This window comes from Geobacter sp. SVR (assembly GCF_016865365.1).
GTDB lineage: Bacteria > Desulfobacterota > Desulfuromonadia > Geobacterales > Pseudopelobacteraceae > Pelotalea.
In genome coordinates, this window is the sequence record NZ_AP024469.1 from 278,684 (window position 1) to 302,531 (window position 23,848).

Annotated in this window: 23 protein-coding genes; 19 read left to right on the forward strand and 4 right to left on the reverse strand. The window is 58.4% G+C overall.

From position 1 onward, the window contains the following. Window position 1 precedes the first annotated feature (1 nt). Window positions 2–331: a thioredoxin gene (trxA, locus tag GSVR_RS01520; RefSeq protein WP_173201926.1), complete on the reverse strand. Its 330-nt coding sequence runs from the start codon at window positions 329–331 to the stop codon at window positions 2–4. A 316-nt stretch (window positions 332–647) separates the two neighbouring features. Between trxA and GSVR_RS01525 the strand changes: the two genes are divergently transcribed. The 7 genes from GSVR_RS01525 (at window position 648) to GSVR_RS01555 (ending at window position 8,321) form a co-directional block, all read left to right on the forward strand. Next, the gene (locus GSVR_RS01525) at window positions 648–1,244 is read left to right on the forward strand and encodes a bifunctional precorrin-2 dehydrogenase/sirohydrochlorin ferrochelatase (protein WP_173201925.1); all 597 of its coding nucleotides are present in this window, start codon (window positions 648–650) and stop codon (window positions 1,242–1,244) included. Then, window positions 1,241–2,041, forward strand: a complete 801-nt coding sequence (gene ccsB, locus GSVR_RS01530; RefSeq protein WP_173201924.1) for a c-type cytochrome biogenesis protein CcsB — start codon at window positions 1,241–1,243, stop codon at window positions 2,039–2,041. The genes GSVR_RS01525 and ccsB overlap by 4 nt, the downstream gene beginning before the upstream one ends. Window positions 2,042–2,074: 33 nt before the next feature. Beyond that, window positions 2,075–3,376 carry a glutamyl-tRNA reductase gene (gene hemA, locus GSVR_RS01535; protein WP_173201923.1) on the forward strand — a complete coding sequence of 434 codons (1,302 nt, stop codon included), beginning with the start codon at window positions 2,075–2,077 and terminating at the stop codon, window positions 3,374–3,376. A 100-nt stretch (window positions 3,377–3,476) separates the two neighbouring features. Continuing rightward, window positions 3,477–4,169, forward strand: coding sequence for a DNA/RNA nuclease SfsA (gene sfsA / locus GSVR_RS01540; protein ID WP_173201922.1), 693 nt, complete (start codon window positions 3,477–3,479; stop codon window positions 4,167–4,169). Between the two features lie 112 nt (window positions 4,170–4,281). After that, the gene (gene hemC / locus GSVR_RS01545; protein ID WP_173201921.1) at window positions 4,282–5,232 is read left to right on the forward strand and encodes a hydroxymethylbilane synthase; all 951 of its coding nucleotides are present in this window, start codon (window positions 4,282–4,284) and stop codon (window positions 5,230–5,232) included. Then, a complete protein-coding gene (gene cobA, locus GSVR_RS01550; protein WP_173201920.1) occupies window positions 5,229–6,764 on the forward strand; it encodes a uroporphyrinogen-III C-methyltransferase in 1,536 nt (511 codons plus the stop codon). The genes hemC and cobA overlap by 4 nt, the downstream gene beginning before the upstream one ends. 111 nt (window positions 6,765–6,875) lie before the next feature. Continuing rightward, window positions 6,876–8,321 carry a sigma-54 dependent transcriptional regulator gene (locus GSVR_RS01555; protein WP_173201919.1) on the forward strand — a complete coding sequence of 482 codons (1,446 nt, stop codon included), beginning with the start codon at window positions 6,876–6,878 and terminating at the stop codon, window positions 8,319–8,321. 24 nt (window positions 8,322–8,345) lie between these two features. Here the strand turns inward: GSVR_RS01555 and GSVR_RS01560 are convergent, their stop codons facing one another. Together GSVR_RS01560 and GSVR_RS01565 are read right to left on the reverse strand one after the other, a co-directional pair. Beyond that, a complete protein-coding gene (locus GSVR_RS01560; protein WP_173201918.1) occupies window positions 8,346–9,932 on the reverse strand; it encodes an ATP-binding protein in 1,587 nt (528 codons plus the stop codon). A 4-nt stretch (window positions 9,933–9,936) separates the two neighbouring features. Next, window positions 9,937–10,845: an ABC transporter substrate-binding protein gene (locus GSVR_RS01565; RefSeq protein WP_239077428.1), complete on the reverse strand. Its 909-nt coding sequence runs from the start codon at window positions 10,843–10,845 to the stop codon at window positions 9,937–9,939. 171 nt (window positions 10,846–11,016) lie between these two features. On the opposite strand from GSVR_RS01565, the gene GSVR_RS01570 reads away from it, so the two are divergent. Then, on the forward strand, window positions 11,017–12,186 hold the full coding sequence (locus GSVR_RS01570; RefSeq protein WP_173202480.1) for an IS4 family transposase: 1,170 nt from the start codon (window positions 11,017–11,019) through the stop codon (window positions 12,184–12,186). Between the two features lie 32 nt (window positions 12,187–12,218). On the opposite strand, the gene GSVR_RS01575 is transcribed toward GSVR_RS01570, so the two are convergent. After that, complete coding sequence (locus tag GSVR_RS01575) at window positions 12,219–14,048, reverse strand: TonB-dependent siderophore receptor (RefSeq protein WP_173201917.1); 1,830 nt, start codon at window positions 14,046–14,048, stop codon at window positions 12,219–12,221. 236 nt (window positions 14,049–14,284) lie between these two features. On the opposite strand from GSVR_RS01575, the gene gptM reads away from it, so the two are divergent. The 11 genes from gptM (at window position 14,285) to GSVR_RS01630 (ending at window position 23,839) form a co-directional block, all read left to right on the forward strand. After that, a complete protein-coding gene (gene gptM / locus GSVR_RS01580; RefSeq protein ID WP_173201916.1) occupies window positions 14,285–15,580 on the forward strand; it encodes a geopeptide radical SAM maturase in 1,296 nt (431 codons plus the stop codon). Between the two features lie 494 nt (window positions 15,581–16,074). Beyond that, window positions 16,075–16,380, forward strand: coding sequence for a hypothetical protein (locus tag GSVR_RS01585; RefSeq protein ID WP_173201915.1), 306 nt, complete (start codon window positions 16,075–16,077; stop codon window positions 16,378–16,380). 39 nt (window positions 16,381–16,419) lie between these two features. Then, a complete protein-coding gene (locus GSVR_RS01590; RefSeq protein ID WP_173201914.1) occupies window positions 16,420–16,677 on the forward strand; it encodes a hypothetical protein in 258 nt (85 codons plus the stop codon). Between the two features lie 49 nt (window positions 16,678–16,726). Further along, window positions 16,727–17,584, forward strand: a complete 858-nt coding sequence (locus GSVR_RS01595; RefSeq protein ID WP_173201913.1) for an STAS domain-containing protein — start codon at window positions 16,727–16,729, stop codon at window positions 17,582–17,584. A 4-nt stretch (window positions 17,585–17,588) separates the two neighbouring features. After that, window positions 17,589–17,978, forward strand: coding sequence for an STAS domain-containing protein (locus GSVR_RS01600; protein ID WP_173201912.1), 390 nt, complete (start codon window positions 17,589–17,591; stop codon window positions 17,976–17,978). Beyond that, entirely contained in the window at window positions 17,975–18,385 is a 411-nt protein-coding gene (locus GSVR_RS01605; RefSeq protein ID WP_173201911.1) for an anti-sigma regulatory factor, read from the forward strand. Before GSVR_RS01600 ends, GSVR_RS01605 begins: the two co-directional genes overlap by 4 nt. Then, window positions 18,376–19,362, forward strand: coding sequence for an ATP-binding SpoIIE family protein phosphatase (locus GSVR_RS01610; RefSeq protein ID WP_173201910.1), 987 nt, complete (start codon window positions 18,376–18,378; stop codon window positions 19,360–19,362). The genes GSVR_RS01605 and GSVR_RS01610 overlap by 10 nt, the downstream gene beginning before the upstream one ends. Before the next feature lie 3 nt (window positions 19,363–19,365). Next, on the forward strand, window positions 19,366–20,478 hold the full coding sequence (locus tag GSVR_RS01615) for an ATP-binding protein (RefSeq protein WP_173201909.1): 1,113 nt from the start codon (window positions 19,366–19,368) through the stop codon (window positions 20,476–20,478). A gap of 16 nt (window positions 20,479–20,494) precedes the next feature. Next, window positions 20,495–20,866: a response regulator gene (locus tag GSVR_RS01620; RefSeq protein WP_173201908.1), complete on the forward strand. Its 372-nt coding sequence runs from the start codon at window positions 20,495–20,497 to the stop codon at window positions 20,864–20,866. A 90-nt stretch (window positions 20,867–20,956) separates the two neighbouring features. After that, window positions 20,957–22,480 (forward strand): response regulator, encoded by a 1,524-nt coding sequence (locus GSVR_RS01625; protein ID WP_173201907.1) that lies wholly within the window; start codon window positions 20,957–20,959, stop codon window positions 22,478–22,480. A 51-nt stretch (window positions 22,481–22,531) separates the two neighbouring features. Next, on the forward strand, window positions 22,532–23,839 hold the full coding sequence (locus GSVR_RS01630) for an ATP-binding protein (RefSeq protein ID WP_173201906.1): 1,308 nt from the start codon (window positions 22,532–22,534) through the stop codon (window positions 23,837–23,839). Window positions 23,840–23,848 lie beyond the last annotated feature (9 nt).

Genomic DNA, 23,848 nt, shown 5'->3' on the forward strand with positions numbered 1-23,848 from the left:
GTTACAGCGCCTTCGCGATCAGTGCTTCAAGCTGGGATTTGGGTACGGCGCCAACGATCTGATCGACAACGGCGCCCCCTTTGAACAGGATCAGGGTCGGGATGCCGCGGACACCGTATTTCCCGGGTGTCGAAGGGTTCTCGTCCACATTGACTTTGCCTACTTTTATTTTGCCCGCATGCTCTTCCGCCACGGCATCTACCAGTGGAGCAATCGCCTTGCAGGGGGCGCACCACGTGGCCCAGAAGTCAACCAGAACAGGAAGCTCGGATTGCAGCACTTCCCGATCGAAATTGGCGTCGCTGAATGCAAGTACCTTTTCGCTGGACATTGAAGATCTCCTTTGTGACTAAAATTATTTGGAAATGATATACCAGGCATTGAAAAAATCAAGAGCAAACTCCGGAAAAAGAGCCCTGTCAGTTGAAAGGTGCAACAAATGGGGGTATGCTGAAGTGCATGTGTAAACAAACCCGACACAAGAGAGCGTTTCCGCATAAAACAACTCTTCCATCGGCTACAGGTTCCGGCCGCGATGCCGAAGTGGCCGGTGCGACCGGAATCGTCTGTAGATCGTATCGATAGGTAACAGGTATCAAATCACCGCTCAACGTGAAGAATTTTCAGATGCCCTCGGAGAAGAGCGCATGTCGGGCTTGCCGCTGAACATAGATATGAAAGGGCGTCCCGTGCTGGTTGCGGGCGGCGGGAGTGTGGCATACCGCAAGGTGAAGGTGCTGCTCGAGTCGCAAGCCATGGTGCGCATAGTCGCACCGGAGATGCTTCCTGATCTGGCCGGGCTGACTGCAGCTGAAGGCGTGCCGGTTCGCCTCGGACGCTACGAAACGGGCGATCTCGAGGGGGTTTTCCTTGTCGTTGCGGCGACCGGCGATGCCGCGGTCAATGCACGGATTGCGGCCGACGCACGTGAACGGGGAATTCTGGTTGCCGTGAGTGATGCCCCCGACTTGGGGGACTGCACCTTCCCTGCTGTCGTGCGGCGCGGAGCGCTTGAGATCGCCGTCTCCACAGGCGGTCGCTGTCCGGCACTCGCGGTAGAGGTTCGTAATGTCCTTGCCGGCGTAATCGGCGAGGAATACGGATTGGCTCTGGAGCACCTGGCAGCGGAGCGTGAAAAGCTGTTGACGGAAGGGAAGGGCAGCACATACAATGGCGCGATCATGCGCTCCCGAGCCAGGGAGCTGGTCGCAGAGTTCACCGAACGCAAGGAACGAGTGCCATGACGCATCTCTTTTTCTATCTGACCCTGGTCCTGTACGGGTGTGCCACGACGGCCTACCTTGCCTGCCTGTTCCGCACATCTGACTGGCTGACCAGATGGGCCAGTCGCCTGCTTGCCGCCGGATGCATCTCTCACGGCCTTTCCACGATTCACCTGGCCAGTCAGGCCGGGCACCTGCCGCTGACAAACATGCAGGAATCCCTGTCGTTCTTCAGCCTGTTGATCGTTGCCACGTTTCTGTTGTTCGAGCGACGCTACAAGGTGACCACGCTCGGTTCCTTCGTCACGCCCGTAGCCCTGGTAATGCTGATCCTCGCCAGCGCCCTGCATGGCGAGGTGCGCCAGCTGCCGCCGATCCTGCAGAGCAACTGGTTCTGGTTCCACGCCCTGCTCGCCTTTATCAGCTACGCCGCCTTCGCCATCGCCTTCGGTGTTGCGGTGATGTACCTGATTCAGCGTCATTTCCTCAAGGCCAAGCATTTCGGCGGCCTGTTCCAGAAGCTGCCTTCGCTGGAGACCCTGGACGAGATCAGCTATCGCAGCCTGGCAGTCGGCTTTCCTCTGCTCACCTTTGCCATCATCTCCGGTGCCATCTGGTCGGAACAGGCAGTGGGAAGCTATTGGGTGTGGGATCCCAAACAGACCTGGTCTCTGATCACCTGGTTCATTTATGCGGCACTGCTGCACGGGCGCCTGACCATCGGCTGGCGCGGCAAGCGTGCCGCCATTCTTTCGATCATCGGCTTCATCGTGCTCCTGATAACCTTCCTGGGCATGAAGCACAGCATCACCTGGTAGTTCAATCCCGGCACCTCCAAGGACCGCAATCCTATGAACATCATTGTCGTGGGGCTTTCACATAAGACTGCAACGGTCGAATTACGGGAAAAGGTGGCATTTTCGCCCAACCTGATCGAAAAGCCGTTGCGTGATCTGGTGGCCCTGGATGACATAGTGGAAGGGGTGATCGTCTCGACCTGCAACCGGGTAGAAATCTATGCCACTACCCGTGACATAGCAGGGGGCATCGCCCGCATAAAGCGTTTTTTGGCCGACCACCACCGCATTTCGCTGGAAACCCTTGAACCCCATCTGTACAGCCATCACTCCGAGGCCGCCATCCGGCACGTTTTCCGGGTGGCTTCAAGCCTGGATTCTATGGTGGTGGGTGAACCGCAGATCTTGGGGCAGATCAAAACCTCGTACGGATATGCGGCCGAATACAAATCCTCCGGAATCATCCTGAACCGTTTTCTGCACAAGGCCTTTTCGGTGGCCAAACGGGTCCGCACCGAAACCAGGATTGCCTCGTCCGCCGTATCGGTGGCCTTTGCCGCCGTGGAGCTTGCCAAAAAGATCCTCGGCGATCTCTCCGACAAGACCGTCATGCTGATCGGCGCCGGAGAGATGTGCGAACTGGCCGCCAAGCACTTCCTCAACAGCGGTGCCCGTGGCGTGATGGTCACCAACCGCACCTTTGAGCGGGCCGAACGGCTGGCCGCGGATTTCGGCGGGGAGGCGGTGCCATTCGACGAGCTCTTCCAGCACCTGCACCGGGCCGACATCGTACTCTCCTCTACCGGGGCTCCGCATTGCATCATCGGTCCCAAGGATGTCGAGGAAGTGGTCAAGCGGCGCCGATTCAAGCCGATGTTCTTTATCGACATCGCCGTACCGCGGGATATCGACACCAAGGTCGATGATGTGGAAAACGCCTATCTTTTTACGGTGGACGACCTGCAGGAGATCGTCCAGGCCAATCTTGCCCAGCGTAATCGCGAGGCGGAAAAGGCCGAGGAAATCATCGACCAGGAGATCGGACAGTTTTACAAGTGGCTCTCATCCCTAGAGGTGACCCCCACCATCGTGGCCCTGCGCAGCAGGTTCGACGAGATCAGGCGTGCAGAGCTCGAAAAAACGATGGCTGGATGGAAAGATCTGCCCCCCGAGGCTGAAAAACGGTTGGAAGCCCTGACCATGGCCATCACGAACAAGCTGTTGCACGCCCCCACCGCCGCACTCAAGCGGGCCGGTCAGGGAGGGCGCATCGATCTCTATGTGGACGCCTTGCGGCAGCTGTTCGATCTGCAGACCGGCCACCAGGAAGATGACGAACTGGAGCTGGAGGAATAGGCCGCAACTCCACCACCCGTGGGGGCGACCAGCCGGGTTGTCCCTGCTAAGACCGGGAGGTGCCGCATTGCTCCCCGGATTCAGGAAGGATTGTAAGCATTTGAAATTGCCGCCGCTGATAGCGGGAACATTGATAAAACGTTACAAACGCTTTCTTGCTGACGTGCTGCTGGAAGACGGCAGCGTCGTTACGATCCACTGTCCCAACTCAGGCAGCATGAAAGGGTGTGCTGACCCCGGCAGCCGGGTGTTCCTTTCCCGCAGCCCCAACCTGGGACGTACCTATCCCTTTACCTGGGAACTGGTCGAATCCTGCGGCTGTTGGGCCGGCATCAACACCGGCCTCCCTAACCGGCTGGCCCGTGAAGCCATCGAAGAGGGTACTCTGGCTGAACTGCAGGGGTACCCCTTGATCCGTCCCGAAGTGCGCTACGGCGAGCGCAGCCGGATCGACCTGCTGCTGGAGGGGCCGGAAGGGCGCTGCTTCGTGGAAGTCAAGAACGTCACGCTGGTGGAATCGAACCGGGCGCTGTTTCCCGATGCGGTCACCGAGCGCGGCCAGAAGCACCTGCGTGAATTGATGCGTGTCGTCGCGGAAGGAGATCGCGGAGTGATCCTGTTCATCGTCCAGCGTGAAGATGGCCACTCCGTTTCGCCGGCCGACGGAATCGATCCCTCTTACGGGCGGCTGCTGCGGCTGGCCGTAGAACAGGGAGTGGAGGCCCTGGCCTATCGCGCCCTGGTAACGCCGGAAGAGGTCCGGCTGACGGAGCGCCTGCCGGTATTGCTTTAGCCACAGAGGACACAGAGATTTTCACCACGGGACAGATATGGGTTCATCTTTCTGAATCGATATTCTCTGCCTCTGTAACAGGAAATTCATTACACAAGAAATGGAGATCATCATGCCCCCCAAACAGTTACGCATCGGCACCCGCGCTAGTCAGCTGGCGTTGTGGCAGGCCAACTGGGTCAAGTCCGAGCTGGAAAAACAGTATCCCGGCATGGAAGTTACCCTGACCAAGATCAAGACCATCGGCGACAAGATTCTCGATGTGCCGCTGGCCCAGGTGGGGGGCAAAGGGCTGTTCGTCAAGGAGATCGAGGAGGCCATGCTGCGGGGCGAAATAGACATTGCCGTGCATAGCATGAAGGATGTACCGACCGAGTTCCCCGAAGGTCTCGGCCTGTACTGCATCACCGAACGCGAAGACCCGCGCGATGCAGTCATTTCGCGCAATGTGAAGTTCAGTGAACTGCCCCAGGGTGCCCGCATCGGCACCAGCGCCCTGCGCCGCCAGGCCCAGTTGCTCAAGGTACGCCCCGATCTGCAGATGGTCATCATCCGGGGCAATGTGGAAACCCGCATCCGCAAACTGGAAGACGAGAAGCTGGATGCCGTGATTCTGGCAGCCGCCGGTCTGAAGCGGCTGGGTTTCACAGAAAAGGTCGCCGAATATCTCGATACCGATCTTTCCATCCCGGCCATCGGACAAGGAGCCCTGGGGATCGAATGCCGGCTGGCAGACCCGGTCATCACCGAGACGATTGCATTTTTCAACCATGCCGACACCTCCCATGCGGTGAGGGCCGAGCGTGCCCTGCTGAAGCGCTGCGAAGGGGGCTGCCAGGTGCCGATTGCCGCCCATGGAACGGTCAGTGGCGGTGAGCTCCGCCTGGTGGGATTCATCGCCGCGGTGGACGGAAGTCGCTCGGTGCACGGCGAGATCAGCGGACCGGTGACGGAGTGCGAACAGCTTGGCATCCGGCTGGCCGATCAACTGCTGGCAGAAGGGGGCAAGGCCATCCTGGAAGAGGTTTACCAGCGGGAGATCGCATCACCCTCGCATCCATGACCACTCACCTGCAATCGAAAGGTATGGTGTACCTGGTGGGGGCAGGGCCCGGTGATCCCGGGCTGATCACTCTGCGGGGGGTTGAATGCCTGCGGAAGGCCGAGGTGGTGGTATACGATTACCTGGCCAACGAGCAACTGCTGGATCATGTGCCGGCTGCCGCTGAGCGGATCTATGCCGGCAAGATCGGCGGCCGTCACAATCAGGACCAGGAAGAGATCAACACGCTGCTGGTGAAACAGGCCCAGGCCGGCAGGATCGTCGTCCGCCTGAAGGGGGGAGACCCGTTTGTTTTCGGGAGGGGGGGCGAAGAGTGCGAGGCGCTCGGCGCTGCCGGTGTGCCGTTCGAAATCGTGCCGGGCGTAACCGCGGCTGTAGGCGCCTGCGCCTATGCCGGTATTCCCCTCACTCACCGCGATTACACCGCCTCGGTTACCCTGGTCACTGGCAGGGAGGGCAAGGACAAGGACGATTCCGGCATCGACTGGCACAGCCTTTCCCGCGGCAAAGGCACGCTCGTGTTTTACATGGGCATCACTACCCTGCGGCGGAACATGGAGCGCCTGGTCGAGCACGGGCGCAGTCCTGACACGCCGGTGGCGTTGATCCGCTGGGGGACCACACCGGACCAGCAGGTGCTGAAAGGCACCCTGGCCGATATCGCCGACCGGGCCGACCGGGCCGGCTTCAAACCGCCGGCCCTCACGATCGTGGGAGAAGTGGTGGCCCTGCGTGAGAAGCTGTCGTGGTTCGACGGGCGTCCGCTCTTCGGCCGCAAGGTCATCGTAACCCGCGCCGCCGACCAGACCGGTGAATTTGCGGCCATGCTGGCGGAGCAAGGCGCCATGGCCATCGAATGCCCCACAATCCGGCTGGTGGAGCCGGAACAGTGGGAGCCTCTTGATACGGTGCTGCGCGAGGCAGGAAGCTACGACTGGTTGGTGCTGACTTCCGGTAATGCGGTACGATCGGTGTTCCGGCGGCTGGAAGTGCTCGGCCTGGATGCCAGAGTGCTCGGCCGGTGCCGGGTCTGCGCCGTGGGTCCGAAAACGGCTGAAGCGCTGGGTGAGTTCGGCATCCGGCCCGATCTGGTGCCGTCGGATTACAAGGCCGAAGGGGTGGTGGCCGAGTTCGCCCGCATGGATCTGGCAGGCAAAAGAGTTCTCTTCCCCAGGGCTGACCGAGCGCGTGATCTGGTACCGCGCGAACTGGCACGAATGGGTGCCCGGGTGGACAGTCCGATTGCATATCGCAATATCCTGCCGGACTCGCTGCCGCACGAAGCGCTGCATGCCCTGGAACGGCGAACAGTGGATTGCATCACCTTTACCTCATCCTCAACCGTCAGGAACCTGGCCGCCATGGTGGGCGAAGACCGCATGCTCGACCTGCTCAAAGGGGTGACGGTGGCCTCCATTGGGCCGATAACCTCGCAGGCCTGCCGCAGCCTGGGACTCGAGGTCGCGATTGAACCGGCCAGTTACACCCTGGCGGATTTGGCCGCTGCCATCGAAGCCTTCTTCTCATGTTGAAGGCGGCGGCGCCATGACATTAGTTGTATCACCGACAGGCACGTGCGACCGTATCGCAGGTGCCTGTTTGGTTTTCAGGAAATCTGATCAGCAAAAAAGGAGGTTGGTGCCTTGAAGCAACCTGCCGATAATGAACGCTCCATCCTGGTGGTGGATGACAACCCCGATTTTCTGAACGAGGTGCGTCTGATGCTTATCTCCAATGGCATCAAGGAGGTAACGACGCTCTCTGCCAGTACCGAATTGCTGGATGCGCTGGAATGCGGCGGGGTGGCGGTGCTGTTGATGGACTGGATGATGCCGGGCCTGACCGGTGCCGACCTGTTGCCGGTGATCATCGAGCGCTTCCCGCACATTCCGGTCATCATCATGACGGCGGTCAACGATCTGCAGACTGTGGTGGGATGCATAAAACAGGGAGCTTTTGATTACATCACCAAACCGATCGATGTTAACCGGCTTCTGTCCTGCATTGCCAAGGCTTTCCAGATCAACGAACTGGCCAGGCAGAACCGCCGCCTCAAGGAGTACCTGCTGGGGAACAACCTGCTCCAGCCCGAGATCTTCAGCGGGATCGTAACTGCCAATCCGCGCATGCAAGCCATTTTCAAGATCGTGGAGACCATGGGAGGCACACACCATCCGGTTCTGATCAGCGGAGAAACCGGCGTCGGCAAGGAGCTGATCGCCCGCGCCATTCACCAGTCCAGCGGTCTCAGGGGTGCTTTCGTACCTCTCAACGTTGCCGGGCTGGATGACATGATGTTTGCCGATACCCTGTTCGGGCATAAAAAAGGCGCCTTTACCGGCGCCCACGAACCGCGGGAGGGACTAATTGCCAAGGCCGAGGGGGGTACCCTGTTTCTGGACGAGATCGGCGATCTGGGAAGCGACTCCCAAGTCAAGCTGTTACGTCTGCTGCAGGAACACGAATACTACCGGCTCGGGTCGGACGCCCTGATCAAGAGCAATGCCCGTATCATCGCCGCCTCCAACCGCGATTTCGGAAGCCTGATGCAACAGGGGGTCTTTCGCCGCGACCTGTACCATCGTCTCCGCAACCACCACATACACATTCCGCCGTTGCGGGAACGGGGCGACGACATTCCGCTGCTGATCGAGCATTTCCTGCGGAAAGCCGCTACGGAGAGCGGGCGCCCCGTGCCGGCACTTACCAGGGAGGCGCGCAACGCGCTGGAGGCTTACGACTATCCCGGCAACGTGCGGGAACTGGCCAACCTGATCCAGCATGCAGTGGCCTGCGACAACAGCGGAATACTGAATCTGGCCGATTTTCCGGGCATCGACGTCTCCGATGGCTCGGGACCGAGGCAACTGCGTATCTTCCGGGACGGCTCCTACCGTCTGCAAATGAATTTTCCGGCCTTTCCCAGCATCGGGATCATTGAGCAGATGATCATCGAAGAGGCGATCCGCATTTCGGAAGGCAACAAAAGCCATGCCGCCGATCTTTTGGGCATATCGCGTCCAACGCTCAACAGAAAACTTGCGGAAGGCAGCATCCGCAGTGCAACGGGCGTCCAGGAGAGGATGTGAGTTTTAGTATTCCTCCGTTGCTCCTTATCCCTGCAGCGCGGACCTGGCAGGAGGGAGTGAAACGGTTACGGCAGTGCCGGCTCCCGGCTGGGAGCGGAAGGTGATTCGGCCGCCATGTTCACTCACCAGGTAATTGGCCACAAAGAGACCGAGCCCGCTGCCCCCCCGGTCGAGCCGGGTCGAGAAAAAGGGCTCCAGCAGCCGCTCCATGTGCTCCGCCGGTATGCCCTCCCCTTCGTCCTGCACGGTTATGGTGGCTTCTCCGACAGTCGGGAGGTAGGCGGTGCTGACCATGATCCGTCCCTTGCCGCCATCCAGCGATTGGAGCGCATTGAGCAGGAGGTTGACCACCACCTGTTCCAATTTGTGCGGACTGGCGTTGACCGACGGCAGCTCCGGCGCCAGGTCGGTCCAGATGCTCATGTCGCTGTGATGACCATAGGCACGAATGACCGACAGCGCATTGCTGACCACTTGGTTGAGATCGACGTCGGGACGAAACTCATTCGGCTTTCCGAGGCTGTAGGAGCGCAGGTCGTGCACCACCGCGGCGATCAGCTTGGTGCTGCGCTCGATGGTGGCGCAGCTTTGAGCCAATTCGTCCCTGGCCGCGCTGAACGGCAACCCACCCAGACAGAAATCCCCCTCCTCCTCGGCTGCCTGCTGCAGCAGCGGCAAGGCATCCTTCCAGGCCCGAGACAGGTACGTGCCGGCCAGATGGATGGCTGCGTTGGGATTGTTGATCTCATGGGCCATGCTTGAGGCCAGCAGTCCCAGAAAGGTCATCCGGTTGGTCTGGATCAGTTTGGCCATCAGCTGTTTCTTTTCTTCCTGCACTTCAAGGCGCATGGCATTAACCAGTTCCTCCTGCAGTCGCGCATTCTCTACCTCCCGCTGGCGCAGGGCGGCTGCCAGATGATTCACAGCCGCAGTTGCCCTGCCCGCCTCGTCATCGCGTTCTATCGGGATACTGACGGTATAATTGCCTTCCTGCATGGTTTCCAGCCCATGGACCAACGTGTTGAAAGAACGGGTCACCTGCCGCAGGGCCAAGTAGCTCAACAGTGAAACTGTGGCCCAGAACAGGAAGGAGACGCAGCAGGCGGTGGCGATCAAACGGTGTGTGTTTTCCCTTTCTCCGCTGGTGTCCAGGTCGACCCGCACGGTGCCTATCCTGACCCCTGATGTATCGTCGCTGCCGGTGAGCGCCGATTCCGGGGACAAACCCTGCGGCATGCTGCGAACCTCGGCTGACATGCTCAGAAGATCGTTGGCGGCAGGTTTTGACGGCCGCCGCACCTCAGCCAGTACGCGTCCATCGTTGGCGGTGATGGTCACGGCATTGATGTCCGGATAGCGCGCCGTGGTGCCGGCCATTTGCAGCAGCGTCTCGCGGTCTTCGGCAAACAGCGCCAGTCGGACGCCGTCCGACAGCTGGGTTGCCAGCAGCCGGGCCCGGTCGCCGGCCCGGGATGTGCGTTCGCTTATTTCGGAGAAGATGTAGAGCGTACTGAAGAGGGAAGTGATCAGTGCGGTCAGCAGCGTGAAAATCATGAAGAGCTTGAAGCGGAAGCTGGCGCGGAAACCGGTGAGAAATGCATACAGTCCCATTGCGTTACTCCCGTTCCAACTTATCGAGTATTTCCGGTGAGATGTCGAGATGCCTGAGAACGCTCCCGTTGGATTTGAGCGTGGTCCGGCGCGGCAGGCCGGGAGGAAGTTCGGCAATGTCGCTCCCCCGCAGGATCGAGAGCGCCATTTCGCCAGCCTGCCGGCCGATGTCGGTTCGGTCCAGCTCCAGTATCGCCGCAGCTCCCAGTTTCAGGTACGGTGCAGCAAAGGAAATCACCGGCACACGCTGTTCCTGGGAAAAATGAAAATAGGCCTCGACGGTTTCGCGGGTGACCGCTGAGGTATCAGGCAGCATCCACAGTGCATCTACCGCGCCTTTCAAGGTGTCCAGCTGCGTCAGTGCGGAGCGTGGAGTGGAAACCTCACGCAGTATCAGTTCGATATCCATGCGCTGTGCAGCCTGCCGAGCCTGGCGCAGGTACCAGGCACTCTTGGCGGGATGGTACAGCAGCCCTACCCGGCGCCTCTTCATGGTTCTGAACAGTGTCAGGTAGCGTTCCGGAGAGGCAAGCATGCCGATGCCCCCCAGGTTGGGATGGGAACCATACATGCTGGGGAAGCCGAGCGCCATCAGGGCGACCACCGGCACGTGGCGGATCTTTCTGGCGGCTGCCAGGGCGCTGTCACCGACAGCCAGAACCAGCGCGGGGCGCTCTTCACGTACAATCCGTACCACATCGGCCTCGCCATAGTCCGACAGCACGATCACCCTTTCGGAGAGACGGGCGGTACGGAAGCCAGCCAGCGCTTCATCCAGGGCCGGTTCGCGGCGGCTTTGCACCACCAGCACCTGGTAGGCCCGGGCCTGTTCGCAAAGCAGCAGCAGTACCATTGCAGCAATCAGAAAGGCCAGGCAGAAAACGCGGCGCTGATAGCTGCGCCGGCCTGTCACATGGGGGGGTGCGAAACAATTGGGGCATGAGCACTACTGTCCGGTTAATTTCGAATGTACTGGCTTAACCACCTGATTATTAATGTTCTTTGACACGATTGTTCTTTTTTCGATTTGAATTCATCCCGGGGCTCCGGGGTGGTACCTTCCTGACAGCTCAGGAGGGTACCAATGAACTCTGGCCATACCGTCTTTCGGCAACTGCTTCAGTATCTTCCACGACATGAGTTCAATGTCTGCGTTCACCGATATCGCGGTGAGTACTGGGCCAAGAGTTTTTCCACATTCGACCAGTTTCTTTGTCTGGCGTATGCCCAGATGACCGGGCGTGAGAGTTTGCGGGACATTGAAACCTGTCTGAACTCTCATCAGGAGAAACTCTACCACATTGGATTTCGTGGTGATGTCTCCCGCACGACGCTTGCCGATGCGAACGAGCGCAGGGATTGGCGGATCTTTCAGGATTTTGGCCAGATCCTGATCGGTCTTGCCCAAGAGCTTTACAAGGGTGATCCGCTTGCCATCGAATTGAAGCAACCACTATTTGCTTTTGACTCTACGACTATTGATCTCTGCCTGACGTTGTTTCCGTGGGCCGAATTCCGGAAAACCAAGGCAGCGGTCAAGATGCACACGCTGATTGACCTGCGTGGAATAATCCCGACATTCGTAGCAATTACCACCGGCAAAGTGAATGATGTAAAGTTGCTGGACAGAATGCCGGTTCAAGAAGATGCCATCTATACCATGGATCGCGGCTATGTTGATTATGCACGCTTGTTCGCAATTCATAAGCAGGGCGCATTCTTCGTCATAAGGGCCAAAGACAACCTGAAATTCAAGCGCCTCTACTCTGCACCAAAAGATAAGGAAACAGGTATACGGGCCGACCAGGTTATCACCTTGGTAACGATAAAATCGAAGAAGGGATATCCAGAACGGCTACGCCGGGTCAGCTATGTTGACAAAGAGCGAAACAAACGTCTGGTATTTCTAACCAACAACTTTGACATCCCGGCAAAGACAGTTGCTGACGTCTACAAGCAGAGGTGGCAGGTGGAGCTGTTCTTCAAGTGGATCAAGCAGCACCTGCGATTCAAGAAGTTTTACGGAACATCCGAAAATGCTGTTAAAAGCCAGATATGGGTCGGGCTCTGCATGTACCTGCTCGTGGCTATCGCCAAAAAACGACTCGGTATTCCGTGCTCGCTATACACTTTTCTACAGATTCTTGAGGTCAACTTATTCGAGAAAAAGCCCATTTCATCACTGGTTACAGAGGGTCTCAAGCAGAAAGCTGGCACTCTCGACTATAACCAGTTGAACTTATTCAATTATTAACCGGACAGTAGTGGGGCATGAGGGGAAAAACATCAGAAGCCTATCCTCATACCGCCCTCGAACCAGCGCCCCGGGGCAGGGTAGATATTAATCAGGTACTGGTCGTTGTTGAAGAGGTTGCGGCCGGAGAAGAACAGCTCCAGCGAGGTGTCCTCGCGTTTGAACAGCATGGCTCCCAGGTGCAGGTCCCACACCATTCCGCCGTAGCGGCCATTGTTGCTGGGATCAGCATTCCACCAGACATGGCGGCCGGTCAGCATCGCGCGCAGGCGCTGGTCGTCATAGCGCAGGGCCAGTTGCACGGTGTGGCGCGGCACATCCTTGACCTGGGAACCATCACTGGTTCGGGTGGTATCGACAAAGGTATAGCCGGCACCCAGGGAGGTGTGCAGGACCGGTGCGGTACGCATCTCCAGCTCGGTACCCAGGGCAATGCGCCGCTCGCTGGACCATGCTCCGCTTTGGGAGTCGCTGACGGCAATATTCCAGATTTCGTTGCGGAACAAGGTCCCTTTCAGCCAGAGCAGACCGATAGCGCTGCTCTCGATGCCGATCTGGGAGGTCCAAACCTTCTCGGACCCACGGTCCAGTTGCAGTGATCGCAGGCTATAACCGCGGGCGGTATAGCCCCGCAGCAGGGTGGTTTCCCCCAACTGCCAGGTAAACCCCAGGGAAGGGCTGAACTGGTCATCGTTACTTTGGGTACGGTCAAATCGTTCTCCGGCCGAAAGCGAGAGCGGCCCAAAACTGAGGGTATAGTTGAGATAGGTCCCCCAGCGGTTCACGGGACGATCCGGGAAATCCACCGGCAGCAGTGTCGAGTTGCAGGTGAGAGCAGCATGCTCATAATCGCCTCCAACAACCAGCAAGTTGTGTTCCGTCCGCCAGACCAGCTTGGCGCTGGCACCGGTGACGTCCTCATGGTTCTTAACGTCCTTCACGGTGGTTGCATCGCTCAGTCGGTCTACCAAAACATTTATTTCGCGTCCGGTGTAGCGGGTATTTAGTTCCAGTTCCAGGTCTTCCGACAACTGCCGATGATAGCCAAGAGTGGCATAGAAAAAGCGGACGCTATCGTTACCCTTCAGATTAAAAGCCGGTGAGGCGAATTCCCCGCGATTGGCCTGGATATAGGAAAAACTGCTGGTCAGGCTGCTACGGTTTGGCAGGTCCAGGATCAGCTTGGCATAGCCATTGCTCGATGACAGGGCATTGTTGGGGAAGAGGCCATTGGAGCCGAGGAAGCCGCCTGAGAGATAATAGCCGAGTCTGCCGGGAGTGCCGGAAAGCTCACCGCGGGTATCGGCGGTACCGTGTCCTCCGACTGAAACCAAAGCAGTACCGCCGACGGGACGTCCTTGTTCAGGATTTTTAGTAATGACATTGATCACTCCCCCCAAGGCCTGGCCCCAGGCAGTCGAGGCCGCCCCCTTGACAACTTCGATCCGTTCGATTTGCTGGACCGGCACCAATCCTACGTCGGGGAAATTGTCGGATAGGTTGTTGAGCGGTACCCCGTCCATCAGTACCAGCACATGGTTGAACTGGGAAGCCTGGATGAAGGTATACGCTACGCTTCCCACCCCGCCCCTCAAGTCGAGCTGCAGACCCGGAATGGTGACCAACACATCGGCCAGGGTATGGGCGTTGAGCGCCTCGATATCGGCGGCGGTCACCACGGTGACATTCTCGGGGGTACGCGAGAGCGGCTTGGCGGCCCTGCCGGTTGAGACCGACTGCCCCTGCCAGCCGTTGAACAGCTCGAGGGTTTCCTCGTCATCCCCCATAGCCCGGCCGGGGATCAAAAATGTGCTGGTTGCCAGCAGCAGCGCAGCGATATATGATCGGCACAAGAGGTTCATTGTCGGCACGGTAGCAAATTAGAGCTTGGCTTGTCCAGCAACTTGCAGTAGATCTAATGAGAGAAGGGGGGTGAGGCGGATGTGTCCCATGAGTGAAGAATTGGTTATATTGGAAGAAGGTTATGAGATGAGCGCGCAGGTATCCTGTTGTATTACGAGTATGACGATCTTCATGTAGTCCCTGCGGGCCCAGGGGGAGCTGCGGCTCCCCTTGAACTTATTTTCGAAGGACATCCATGGAGCTGTCTCGCTACACGAAAACTTACCCTCATCCGGACCAGCCGGAACGGGTGCTACTGTTCTCCACCCGACGTGGGGCACTGCTGCAGGTATCGCACGCACTACTGGAACGCATCCGGTGCAACGACCTGTCGGATAAAGAACGCGATACTCTGCTGCGCCTGGGCTTTCTGGTGGCGGACTGCGAGGCCGAGCGCGAGGAGGTGTTGGCTACCTTTACGCGCGTCAACCGTGACAGCCGACGGTTTACTGCCGTGGTCACCCTGACCCTGACATGCAACCTGGCTTGTCCGTACTGTTACGAAGACCCGTTCCGCGGTGACTTTACGATGAGCGAGGAGACCGCCGACCTGCTGGTGCAGCGGGTGACGGAACGGATGGCGTCCGGTCTGGACATTGTCATCGATTTCTATGGCGGAGAGGCGTTACTAGCCTTGCCGCTGCTGAAATCCATCGCTGAGCGGTTGAAATTGTTGGCCGGACAGCACGGGGTGGCTTTCGAATTCAATCTGGTGACCAACGGTACCCTGCTGAACCGCCCGACCGTGCGGGAACTGGCGGAGTTGGGGCTGAAAAAGGCCAAGTTGACCCTGGACGGTCCCCGCGAGATCCATGACCGACAGCGTCCGTTCGTCTCCGGACGGGGCAGTTTCGATGCGATCGTGGCCAATATCGCGGCTACCTGGGATCTTGTGGCGCTGCAGGTAGGAGGCAACTTCACCCGCGACAACTATCACCGTTTTCCGGAAATGCTGGACCATCTGTCGGGTGCGGGCATTACCCCGGACATGCTGCAGATGGTGGTCTTCGCGCCGGTCACCCCCAAGTCGGACGGTAGCGGCATCGGCGATTTCAGCGCCACCTGCGCCTGCTCGTCCGAACCCTGGCTGATCGAGGCCAGCCTGTACCTGCGAGAAGAGACTCTGCGGCGCGGCTTCAACGCCCCCAAACCGGCCCCAGCCGGTTGTATGATCGAATTCGCCAACGACCTGGTGGTTGGCTACGACGGCGGTCTCTACAAATGTCCGGCCTTCATGGGACAGGAAGAGTTGCGGATTGGTTCGCTGGCTGAAGGGGTCGGCGATTACCGCACTTCCCACGGCCTGGATGCCTGGAAGTGCGATGAGTGTCTGGCCTGTCCCTACCTGCCGCTCTGTTTCGGTGGTTGCCGCTTTCTGCGTCGGCTGGCCAGTGGAGCCATCGATGGTGTCGATTGCCGCCGCGAATTTTTCGATAAAACGCTCGAAAAAATGATCCGTCAGGATCTTGAGCTACGCGCTCCCCGGAAATAATCCCCTTACCTCTCTTCTTTTTCCCTGATTTTCGTCTGGTTTCAGATCGCCTATAATAAAATGTTACAGTCGGCTCAAAGCCGCTCCAGCAAAGGGCTCGGAGTGGTTTTGGTATTCAGGTGTAACAAAATGTTACACTCGGCTGAAAGCAAGGGCCAGGGCAGATTTGCGGCATGTTTTCCAAATCGACTGTAACGAAACGTTACACTCAAGGAACCGGTCGCCCTGCTCTGTTGCTTCAGCACGCTTTTCCTCTCCTGTCCCAGCCAATTTCCACACTTCGTTTCTACTGCCTCCTGAATCATTCTCTGTTTAATAAATTATATTTTTCAGTGAGTTATGTCTTTTGATCATCAGTGCCCTGTCGCATTGAACGACCTGGCCAGCGCAAAGAAAGGCATGATCTGGCAGGCCCTGCTTCAGTGCTCCTCAAAAGGAGTTGGCACTATCCATGTAATGGGTGGTAGCGGCATGACAACTATGAGGGAGAAATCATGAAGCAGCAGCATGACGATAGTTCGCGGGACACAGCCGGTGAAATCTCGTACGAGCATATCGAAGAGATCATCCTGGCGGCACTGCGCCTGCGCAATCTGCCGGTCGGGCAGATGGTCGATATCTCCCAGTTGCAGGAGGATTGTTTCAGCATCGGCTATTCCCCCCGCGAGCTGAGCCAGGGGCTTGTCCGGCTGCTGAGGCGCCGGTATTTGAGTCCCTGCCCGTGCGGCGAGCTGTCCTTCATGTTGACCCAGGAAGGGCACCGAGCGGGGGAGCAGGCATTGTTTTCACGACGCGATTGAACAGGACGGAACGTTTCGAAAAACAACGAGGAGAAGGAAATGCTCAGATTGGAAGATGTTCAGCGAAAACTGACGATTTTGCACAGCTACGACAAGGTGTTCAGGGGTAGCCCGGTAAGGCAGCTGTTGCCGCGATGTTGCGGCAAGCAGTTTGACATCGGCAAACTGCTGCAGATGGAGGTGAAGCAGATTACCGTGGAGGTGGAAGGGGACCAGGTGATGATGTTCGAAGTGGTATGTCCGGTGTGCGGTCGGGTAGTGCCGCCCGAATGGGAAATAAGGAAGAACGGAATCTGATCAGCTGCCTCTGTTCAATGAATCAATGAACACGAAAGGAGTACAGACAATGTCACGTAAAACTATCTGCCAGGAAATAGCCGCCATAATTGCCGACAATCAGCAGGAGATCATCTCCTCCTGGTACCAGCTGATCACCGACAAGGGGCAAATCATAGTGGCGACCATGGGAGAAGAGGAGATGAAATGCTTCATGCGCGACGGCATTTCCGCCTTTGCCAAGGCCCTGCACGCAGGGGAGGATTTCCGGGGAGAGGCCTACCGCGATGCGCGCGAGCTGCATACCAGGCTGAGTACGATCCTGGCCGCCAAAGGCGTTTCGCCGGCGGAGGTCGCCACCCTGGTCTTTTCCAAGAAGGATCCCATCAATACGGTGCTGCAGAAAGCCTATCCCCAGAAGGATAAACTGCTGGAGGCCATCAGTCTGGTAAACCGGGTGATCGACCAGGCCGGCCTGTATACCTTCGAGACCTTCACGGCCTCGCGGGAAGCGATCATAAAGGAACAGCAAAAAGCCCTGCTGGAGCTTTCCGCCCCGGTGGTCAAGGTATGGGAGAGGATCCTGATGATGCCGCTGATCGGCATTATGGACAGTGCACGGACCCAGCACATCATGGAGTCGCTCCTGACCGGGATCGAGGAGAACCAGGCCAAGGTGGCGATTCTCGATATCTCCGGCATTCCGGTGGTGGATTCCCTGGTCGCCAAGCATCTTTTCAGGACCGTAGCAGCAGCAAAGCTGATGGGGGCGGAGTGCATCATCACCGGCATACGCGCCAGGATCGCACAGACCATGATCCAGCTTGGAGTGGATCTGGCCTGGGTGACCACCAGGAACACCATGGCGGAAGGTCTGCGGGTTGCCCTGGATCTGACCGGACAGAGGTTTGTCTCCAAAGAGGTATAGGAACATGGACGAAGTCACCATCATCAAGGTCGGGGGAACCCTGGTCGTACCGATTCAGGTGGAACTGCACGACAAGGCCGCAATGAAGCTCCAGCAGAGCATCCTCAGGAAGATCGAGAAGAGCGGTGCCCAAGGGCTGCTCATAGATGTCTCGGCAGTATCGATCGTAGACAGTTTTCTCGGCCGGCTCCTGGGAGAAACCGCCAAGATGGCGCGGCTCATGGGAACCACTACGATACTGGTCGGGATGAGGAAAGAGGTCGTGCTCACCCTGGTGCAGTTGGGCATGACCCTTAATGATCTTTGCACCTCGCTCAATGTGGAAGAGGGGCTCCGTTTTCTGGACACGCTGCTTAGTGGAACTCCCCCCGCGGACGAGGGAGGAGCGGTATGAAAGGGAAAAGCGACGGGACAGTCGGATTTTCCATACAAAGCGATGAAGATGTGATTCTGGCCCGCCAGAAGGTGCGTTCCATGGCGCAGGAGCTGGGATTTTCCCTTCTGGATCAGACCAAGCTCGTCACGGCGGTCTCGGAATTGGCCAGGAATATCGTGGTCCACGCCGGCGAAGGAAGCATACGTGTCTTCCGGTTGGAGCAAGCGGGCAGAATCGGCCTGACTGTGCGGTGTGAGGACCATGGCCCCGGGATCCCTGATGTGGGACGCGCCATGCGTGAGGGATTCAGCACCGTCGGCTCTCTCGGGTTGGGACTGCCGGGCTCCAGGCGCCTGGTGGACGAGTTTCGCATTGACTCGGTACCCGGCAAGGGCACCATGGTCGAGGTGGTCAAATGGCTCTGAAAGAGCAGCGTATTCTGGTGTTTGTGGACAGCGACATCCTCAAGGTCCGCCGCCTGGCCAGAGAGGCGGCCCAGGAGGCCGGCTTCGACCAGATTGCATCCGGCGAGATCGAGATAGTTGCCTCCGAGCTCGCTACCAATCTTCTCAAACATCATGCCGTGGATGGAGAGATCGTCATAACCACGCTCAACTCTACCGGCCGGCAAGGGGTTGAGCTACGTTCGCTGGACCTTGGACCGGGAATACGGGATATCAGGACCGCTGTCCACGGCGGGGTCTCCACGGCCGGCGGATTGGGGATCGGACTCTCCGGGGTCAGGAGACTGATGGACGAGTTCTCCATCGAGTCTCAGCCTGGAGCGATGACATCGGTGGTCGCCAGAAAGTGGCTTCCTTCCAAGGATGACACACGGATGGGCTTTTCGGTCATCGCCAGACCCAAGCCGGGGGAGGATGTCTCCGGCGACGCCTATTTCATCAAACAGGGCCGCGACTATGTCTTCTTTACGGTGCTGGACGCTCTGGGGCATGGCCCGGAGGCTTTTGAAACGGGCCGGGTCTGCATGGCCGTCATCGAGGAAAATTACGACGCACCACTGCCCATGATCGCAGAGCTGTGCCACCAGGAACTGAAGGGCACCAGGGGAGCGGCCGTGGCCCTCTGCCGGATCGATTTTGCGGAATCGCGGCTGCGGCACCTGAGCATCGGCAATGTGGAGACCAGGGTCTACGGTACGAGCGTGCCGGTGCGCCCCTTCTGCTTCAACGGCACTCTGGGGATGTCCATGGAGCGCTACCAGGTCCGGGACTACCGTTGGGAGGAAGGTGCAACCATCATGATGTATTCGGACGGGATCTCCTTTCCGTGGGATGTTCAACCCGAGATGATAGCCGCATCTCCTCAGGTGGTCGCAGAGCAGGTTTTCAAGGCCTTTGCCGGGGACAACGACGATGCCACCGTGCTGGTGGGAAGGTGAGCCATGAACGAGAGTGAAATCCTTCGACGCTACAGCGCCCTGCTGTCGAACTTCCTCGGGCAGATGGAGGAGAAGGCTCTCTATGATGTGTCCGAGCTGGCCCGCGAACTGGTCAATGCCAAGATCGGCCCGGAGGTGCTGCTGGACATTCATTCCAAATGCCTGAGGGGCATCATCGCCGAACTCGATCCCAAGAGCGCCAGCAGAAAGGTGATGATCGCCAACGACCTGTTGCTGAACGGCATCATGACCTACACCCTCAGTTTCTACAGCGTCATGGAAACCCTGGGAGAGCAAAACCGGGAACTGGAACTTCGCAAGCAGGAAGCGGAAGCGGCCAGGCGGGATGCAGACGTTGCCAGCAAGGCCAAATCCGATTTCCTGGCCAACATGAGCCACGAACTGCGCACCCCCCTCAATTCGGTAATCGGTTTCTCGGAGGTTCTGCTGGATGAGCTGTTCGGCTCGCTCAACGAGAAGCAGAAAGTGTATGTGAACAACATCCTCGTGAGCGGCCGGCACTTGTTGAGCCTTATCAACGATATCCTCGACCTCTCCAAGGTGGAGGCGGGCAAGATGGAGCTGGAGCTCTCCCGCTTCCCCCTGCGGCAGTCCCTGCAGGGCGCGGTTGCCCTGCTCATGGAAAAGGCCCTCAAGCACGGCATAACCCTTTCGCTCTGGATTCCGCCGGAGGCGGACAGAGAGATCGAGGCGGACGAACGGAAACTGAAGCAGATCATGTTCAATCTTCTTTCCAATGCCGTCAAGTTCACACCGGAGGGGGGCAGCGTGCTGGTTTCGGCACACTGCGGCAATGGTGCGGACCGGGATATGCCGGATGCCGGCGGGGATTATGTGGCAGAGACTGGATCGGCTCCTGAGTTTGTCGAGATTTCGGTCACGGATACCGGTATCGGCATCCGCCCCGAAGACCTGAAAAAGCTGTTCATCGAGTTTACCCAGTTGGAATCCCCGTACGTGAAGAATCAGGAGGGAACGGGCCTCGGGCTGGCACTCACCAAGCGGCTTGTGGAGCTTCAGGGGGGAAGCATCCGGGTGGCAAGCGAATACGGCAGGGGGTGCACGTTCGCTTTTACCGTCCCATTACAGAGATGAAGAGGGAGGGGTCGTTGTGGGAAAAAAACTGCTTGTGGTGGACGATAACGATCTGAACCGTTACCTGCTGCGGGAGGTGCTGCACTATCACGGCTACGAGGTGATCGAGGCGGCCAACGGCGCGGAAGGGGTGGCACAGGCGCGGAACCACCATCCGGACCTGATTTTCCTGGACATCCAGATGCCGGTGATGAACGGCTTCACCGCCATAGCCACACTGCGGGGAGAGCCGGACATAGCGGGTGTCAAGATCATCGCCATTACCTCACTGGCCATGAACTGCGACCAGAGCACCATCATGGAGGCCGGGTTCGATGGCTATATCTCCAAGCCGTTCGATATTCGCGAGCTGCCTGAATGGGTGCGCATATGGCTCGGCACGTCCTAGAGATTTATACATAATGAGGTGCCCCACTCTCAGATCCTATCTTCGAGCATCTTTTGCCGACCTCCCCAACAACACGGAATCGGAGGCTCCATGAACAGCCGAATCCCCAGAATTCTCTGCGTTGACGACGAATCCCTCAACCTTGGCCTGTTGGAAGCCATACTCGTGCCGCGCGGCTACGACGTGATCTGTGTCGACAACGGTGCCGATGCCCTGGAAACGATCCGCAGGGAGCGGATCGACGTCCTGCTGCTGGATATGATGATGCCGGGTATGAACGGCTTCGAAGTCTGCAGCCGGATCAAGGCTGATGAATACCTTCGCAACATCCCGGTGGTCATGATCACGGCCTATGCCGCCAAAGAGAACCGCATCAAGGGGATCGAGGCCGGAGCCGAGGATTTCATCTCCAAACCCTTTGACACCGCCGAGGTGCTGGCGCGCATCGGCATGCTTATCCGGGTGAAAACCCTCAACGACCGGCTCACTTCCGCCTACAACAACATCGCAAGCCTGACACGGGTGGCGGAGGAGATCATCCCCACCTTCGATCCGTTCCACTTCAATTTCATGGACAACATTACCGGAATCATCCGGCGGGTAATCGCCAGATCACCCGACATGCCCGACAACCCGCAGATGGTGCTGCTGGGAATCAAGGGGGAGGAGGGCACCAGCCGCTGGTATCGCTACAGCTGCACCGGCGAAGATCTTTCCATTACCCTCCTGGCGGCCGACTTCGACCGTTTTCTGCAAGCACCGGGCGCGACGCCGCTGATCTGCTGCCACAACAGGTCCGATCCGCCGGGCCATGAACTGGCGGGATTTGCCGCATCCCTGGCCGATCTCTTCCTTGAGCCGGAGAATATCGTCATCTGCCGGTGCGACACCATCTCGCTCTGCGCGGTCAACTATGGCCGCGAGGTGACCATGTACGATGCCGAGGTGCTCAACAGCGTGGTCGCCCAGAGCCTCTTTCTCAAATCACTCTCCCATCAGGTCAAGGAAACCGAAGAGGCCTTCGTCTACACGGTTCACGCCCTTGCCAGGGCAGCCGAGGCCAATGATGAGGATACCGGCAACCATATCGTCCGGGTGGGGGAATACGGCGCCCTTCTTGCCCGGCAGCTGGGCATGTCCGACGACAAGGTGGAAATGATCCGTCTGCATTCGCGGATGCATGACGTGGGGAAGCTGCGCATCCCTGCGGCGCTCCTTTTGAAACCGGGCAAGTTCAGCGCTGCCGAGTACGAGATTATGAAGCAGCATACCGTGGAAGGGGCCAGGATCCTGGGAGAACACGTAAGACTGTCGCTGGCCGCGGAGATCGCCCTGACCCACCACGAGCGCTGGGACGGCAGCGGTTATCCGCGGGGACTGAAAGGTGAGGAGATTCCCTGGGGGGGCAGGATCACAACCCTGGCCGACCAGTACGACGCATTGAGAAATGCCCGTGTCTACAAACCGGCCATCGACCATGACACCACCTGCAGGATCATTCTCGGAGGCGACGGCAGGACCCTGCCCCAGCACTTCGATCCTTCGGTACTGAATGCCTTCAGGGCTCTTGCCGGAAAGTTTGAGGAGGTCTACGAACACCTTCACACACCATGAGCCTTTCAGGCCGGCAGAAGCGGGAGACGTTGCGGATTCCAGGACAGAGGTATGCACATGACAGCACAGGACAGCCGAGGCAGCAGGGCGTCGACCATTTTCATCGTTGATGATGATTCCGGCACGCAGCAATTGTTGGCCGACACCCTTTCCTACAAGGGATACGCGACCCGCTGCCTGTCCAGCGGAAGACTGGCATTGACTGCAGCCGCGGAAGATCCGCCCGACCTGATTCTGCTCGACGTCATGATGCCCGACATGGATGGCTTCGAGGTTTGCCGGCTCCTCAAGATGGATCAGGCCACACGGTTCATACCGGTGGTAATGGTAACCTCTTTCAACGAAAAGGCCATGCGTCTGAAAGGAATCGCCGCTGGAGCGGATGATTTCATCAGCAAGCCGATCGATGCGACCGAAATTCTCCTGAGAACGCGCAATCTTCTATTGGTGAAGCAGTACAACGACTTCCTCAAGGAGCACGCAGGCATTCTCGAGCAGCAGGTCAGACTGCGTACGGAAGAGCTGGAAAAGGTCATAGCCGAGCTCAGGACTACCCATCAGCAGTTGGTGCAGCAGGAAAAAATGGCCACCATCGGGCAGTTGACCGCGGGGATCGCCCACGAGATCAACAATCCGATCGGGTTTATCGCCAGCAACGTCACTTCGCTCGGCAAGTACTGCGAGCGGTTCCTGACGTTCATCAAGGCCCAGCAGACGACGCTGGCTGCCTGCCTGCCCGATCCGGATCAGGCCGAACGTTTGCAGGCCATGGGCAATCAGCTGAAGCTGGAGCGGATCATCGACGATGTCCCGAATATCATACGTGAAACCATGGAAGGGGTGGACCGGCTGAAGAGCATCGTGATGGACCTGAAATGTTTTTCGCGGGTGAACGATGCCGAGCAGAGCATTGCGGACATCAATCAATGTCTGGAAAGTACCCTGAACATCGCCGGCAACGAACTGAAATACAAGACCATTGTCAAGCGAGAGTACGGAGAATTGCCGCCCTTCTCCTGCCACCCGCAGCAGCTCAACCAGGTCTTCATGAACCTGCTGGTCAACGCAGCCCATGCCATCGACACCAAGGGGGAGATCACCGTACGGAGCTGGAGCAGCAACGGCTGGATCCATGTCTCCATCAGCGACACCGGCTGCGGTATTTCGGAACAGCACCTTTCAAGAATCTTCGAGCCGTTTTTCACCACCAAGGAGCCGGGACGGGGAACCGGCCTGGGACTTTCGATCAGCAACGAAATCGTCAGAAATCATGGCGGCAGGATCGAGGTCGAGAGTCTGGTCGGACAGGGCAGCACCTTTACCGTGTCGATTCCTATGAAGAGCCAAGGCCACGGATAGGAGGATACC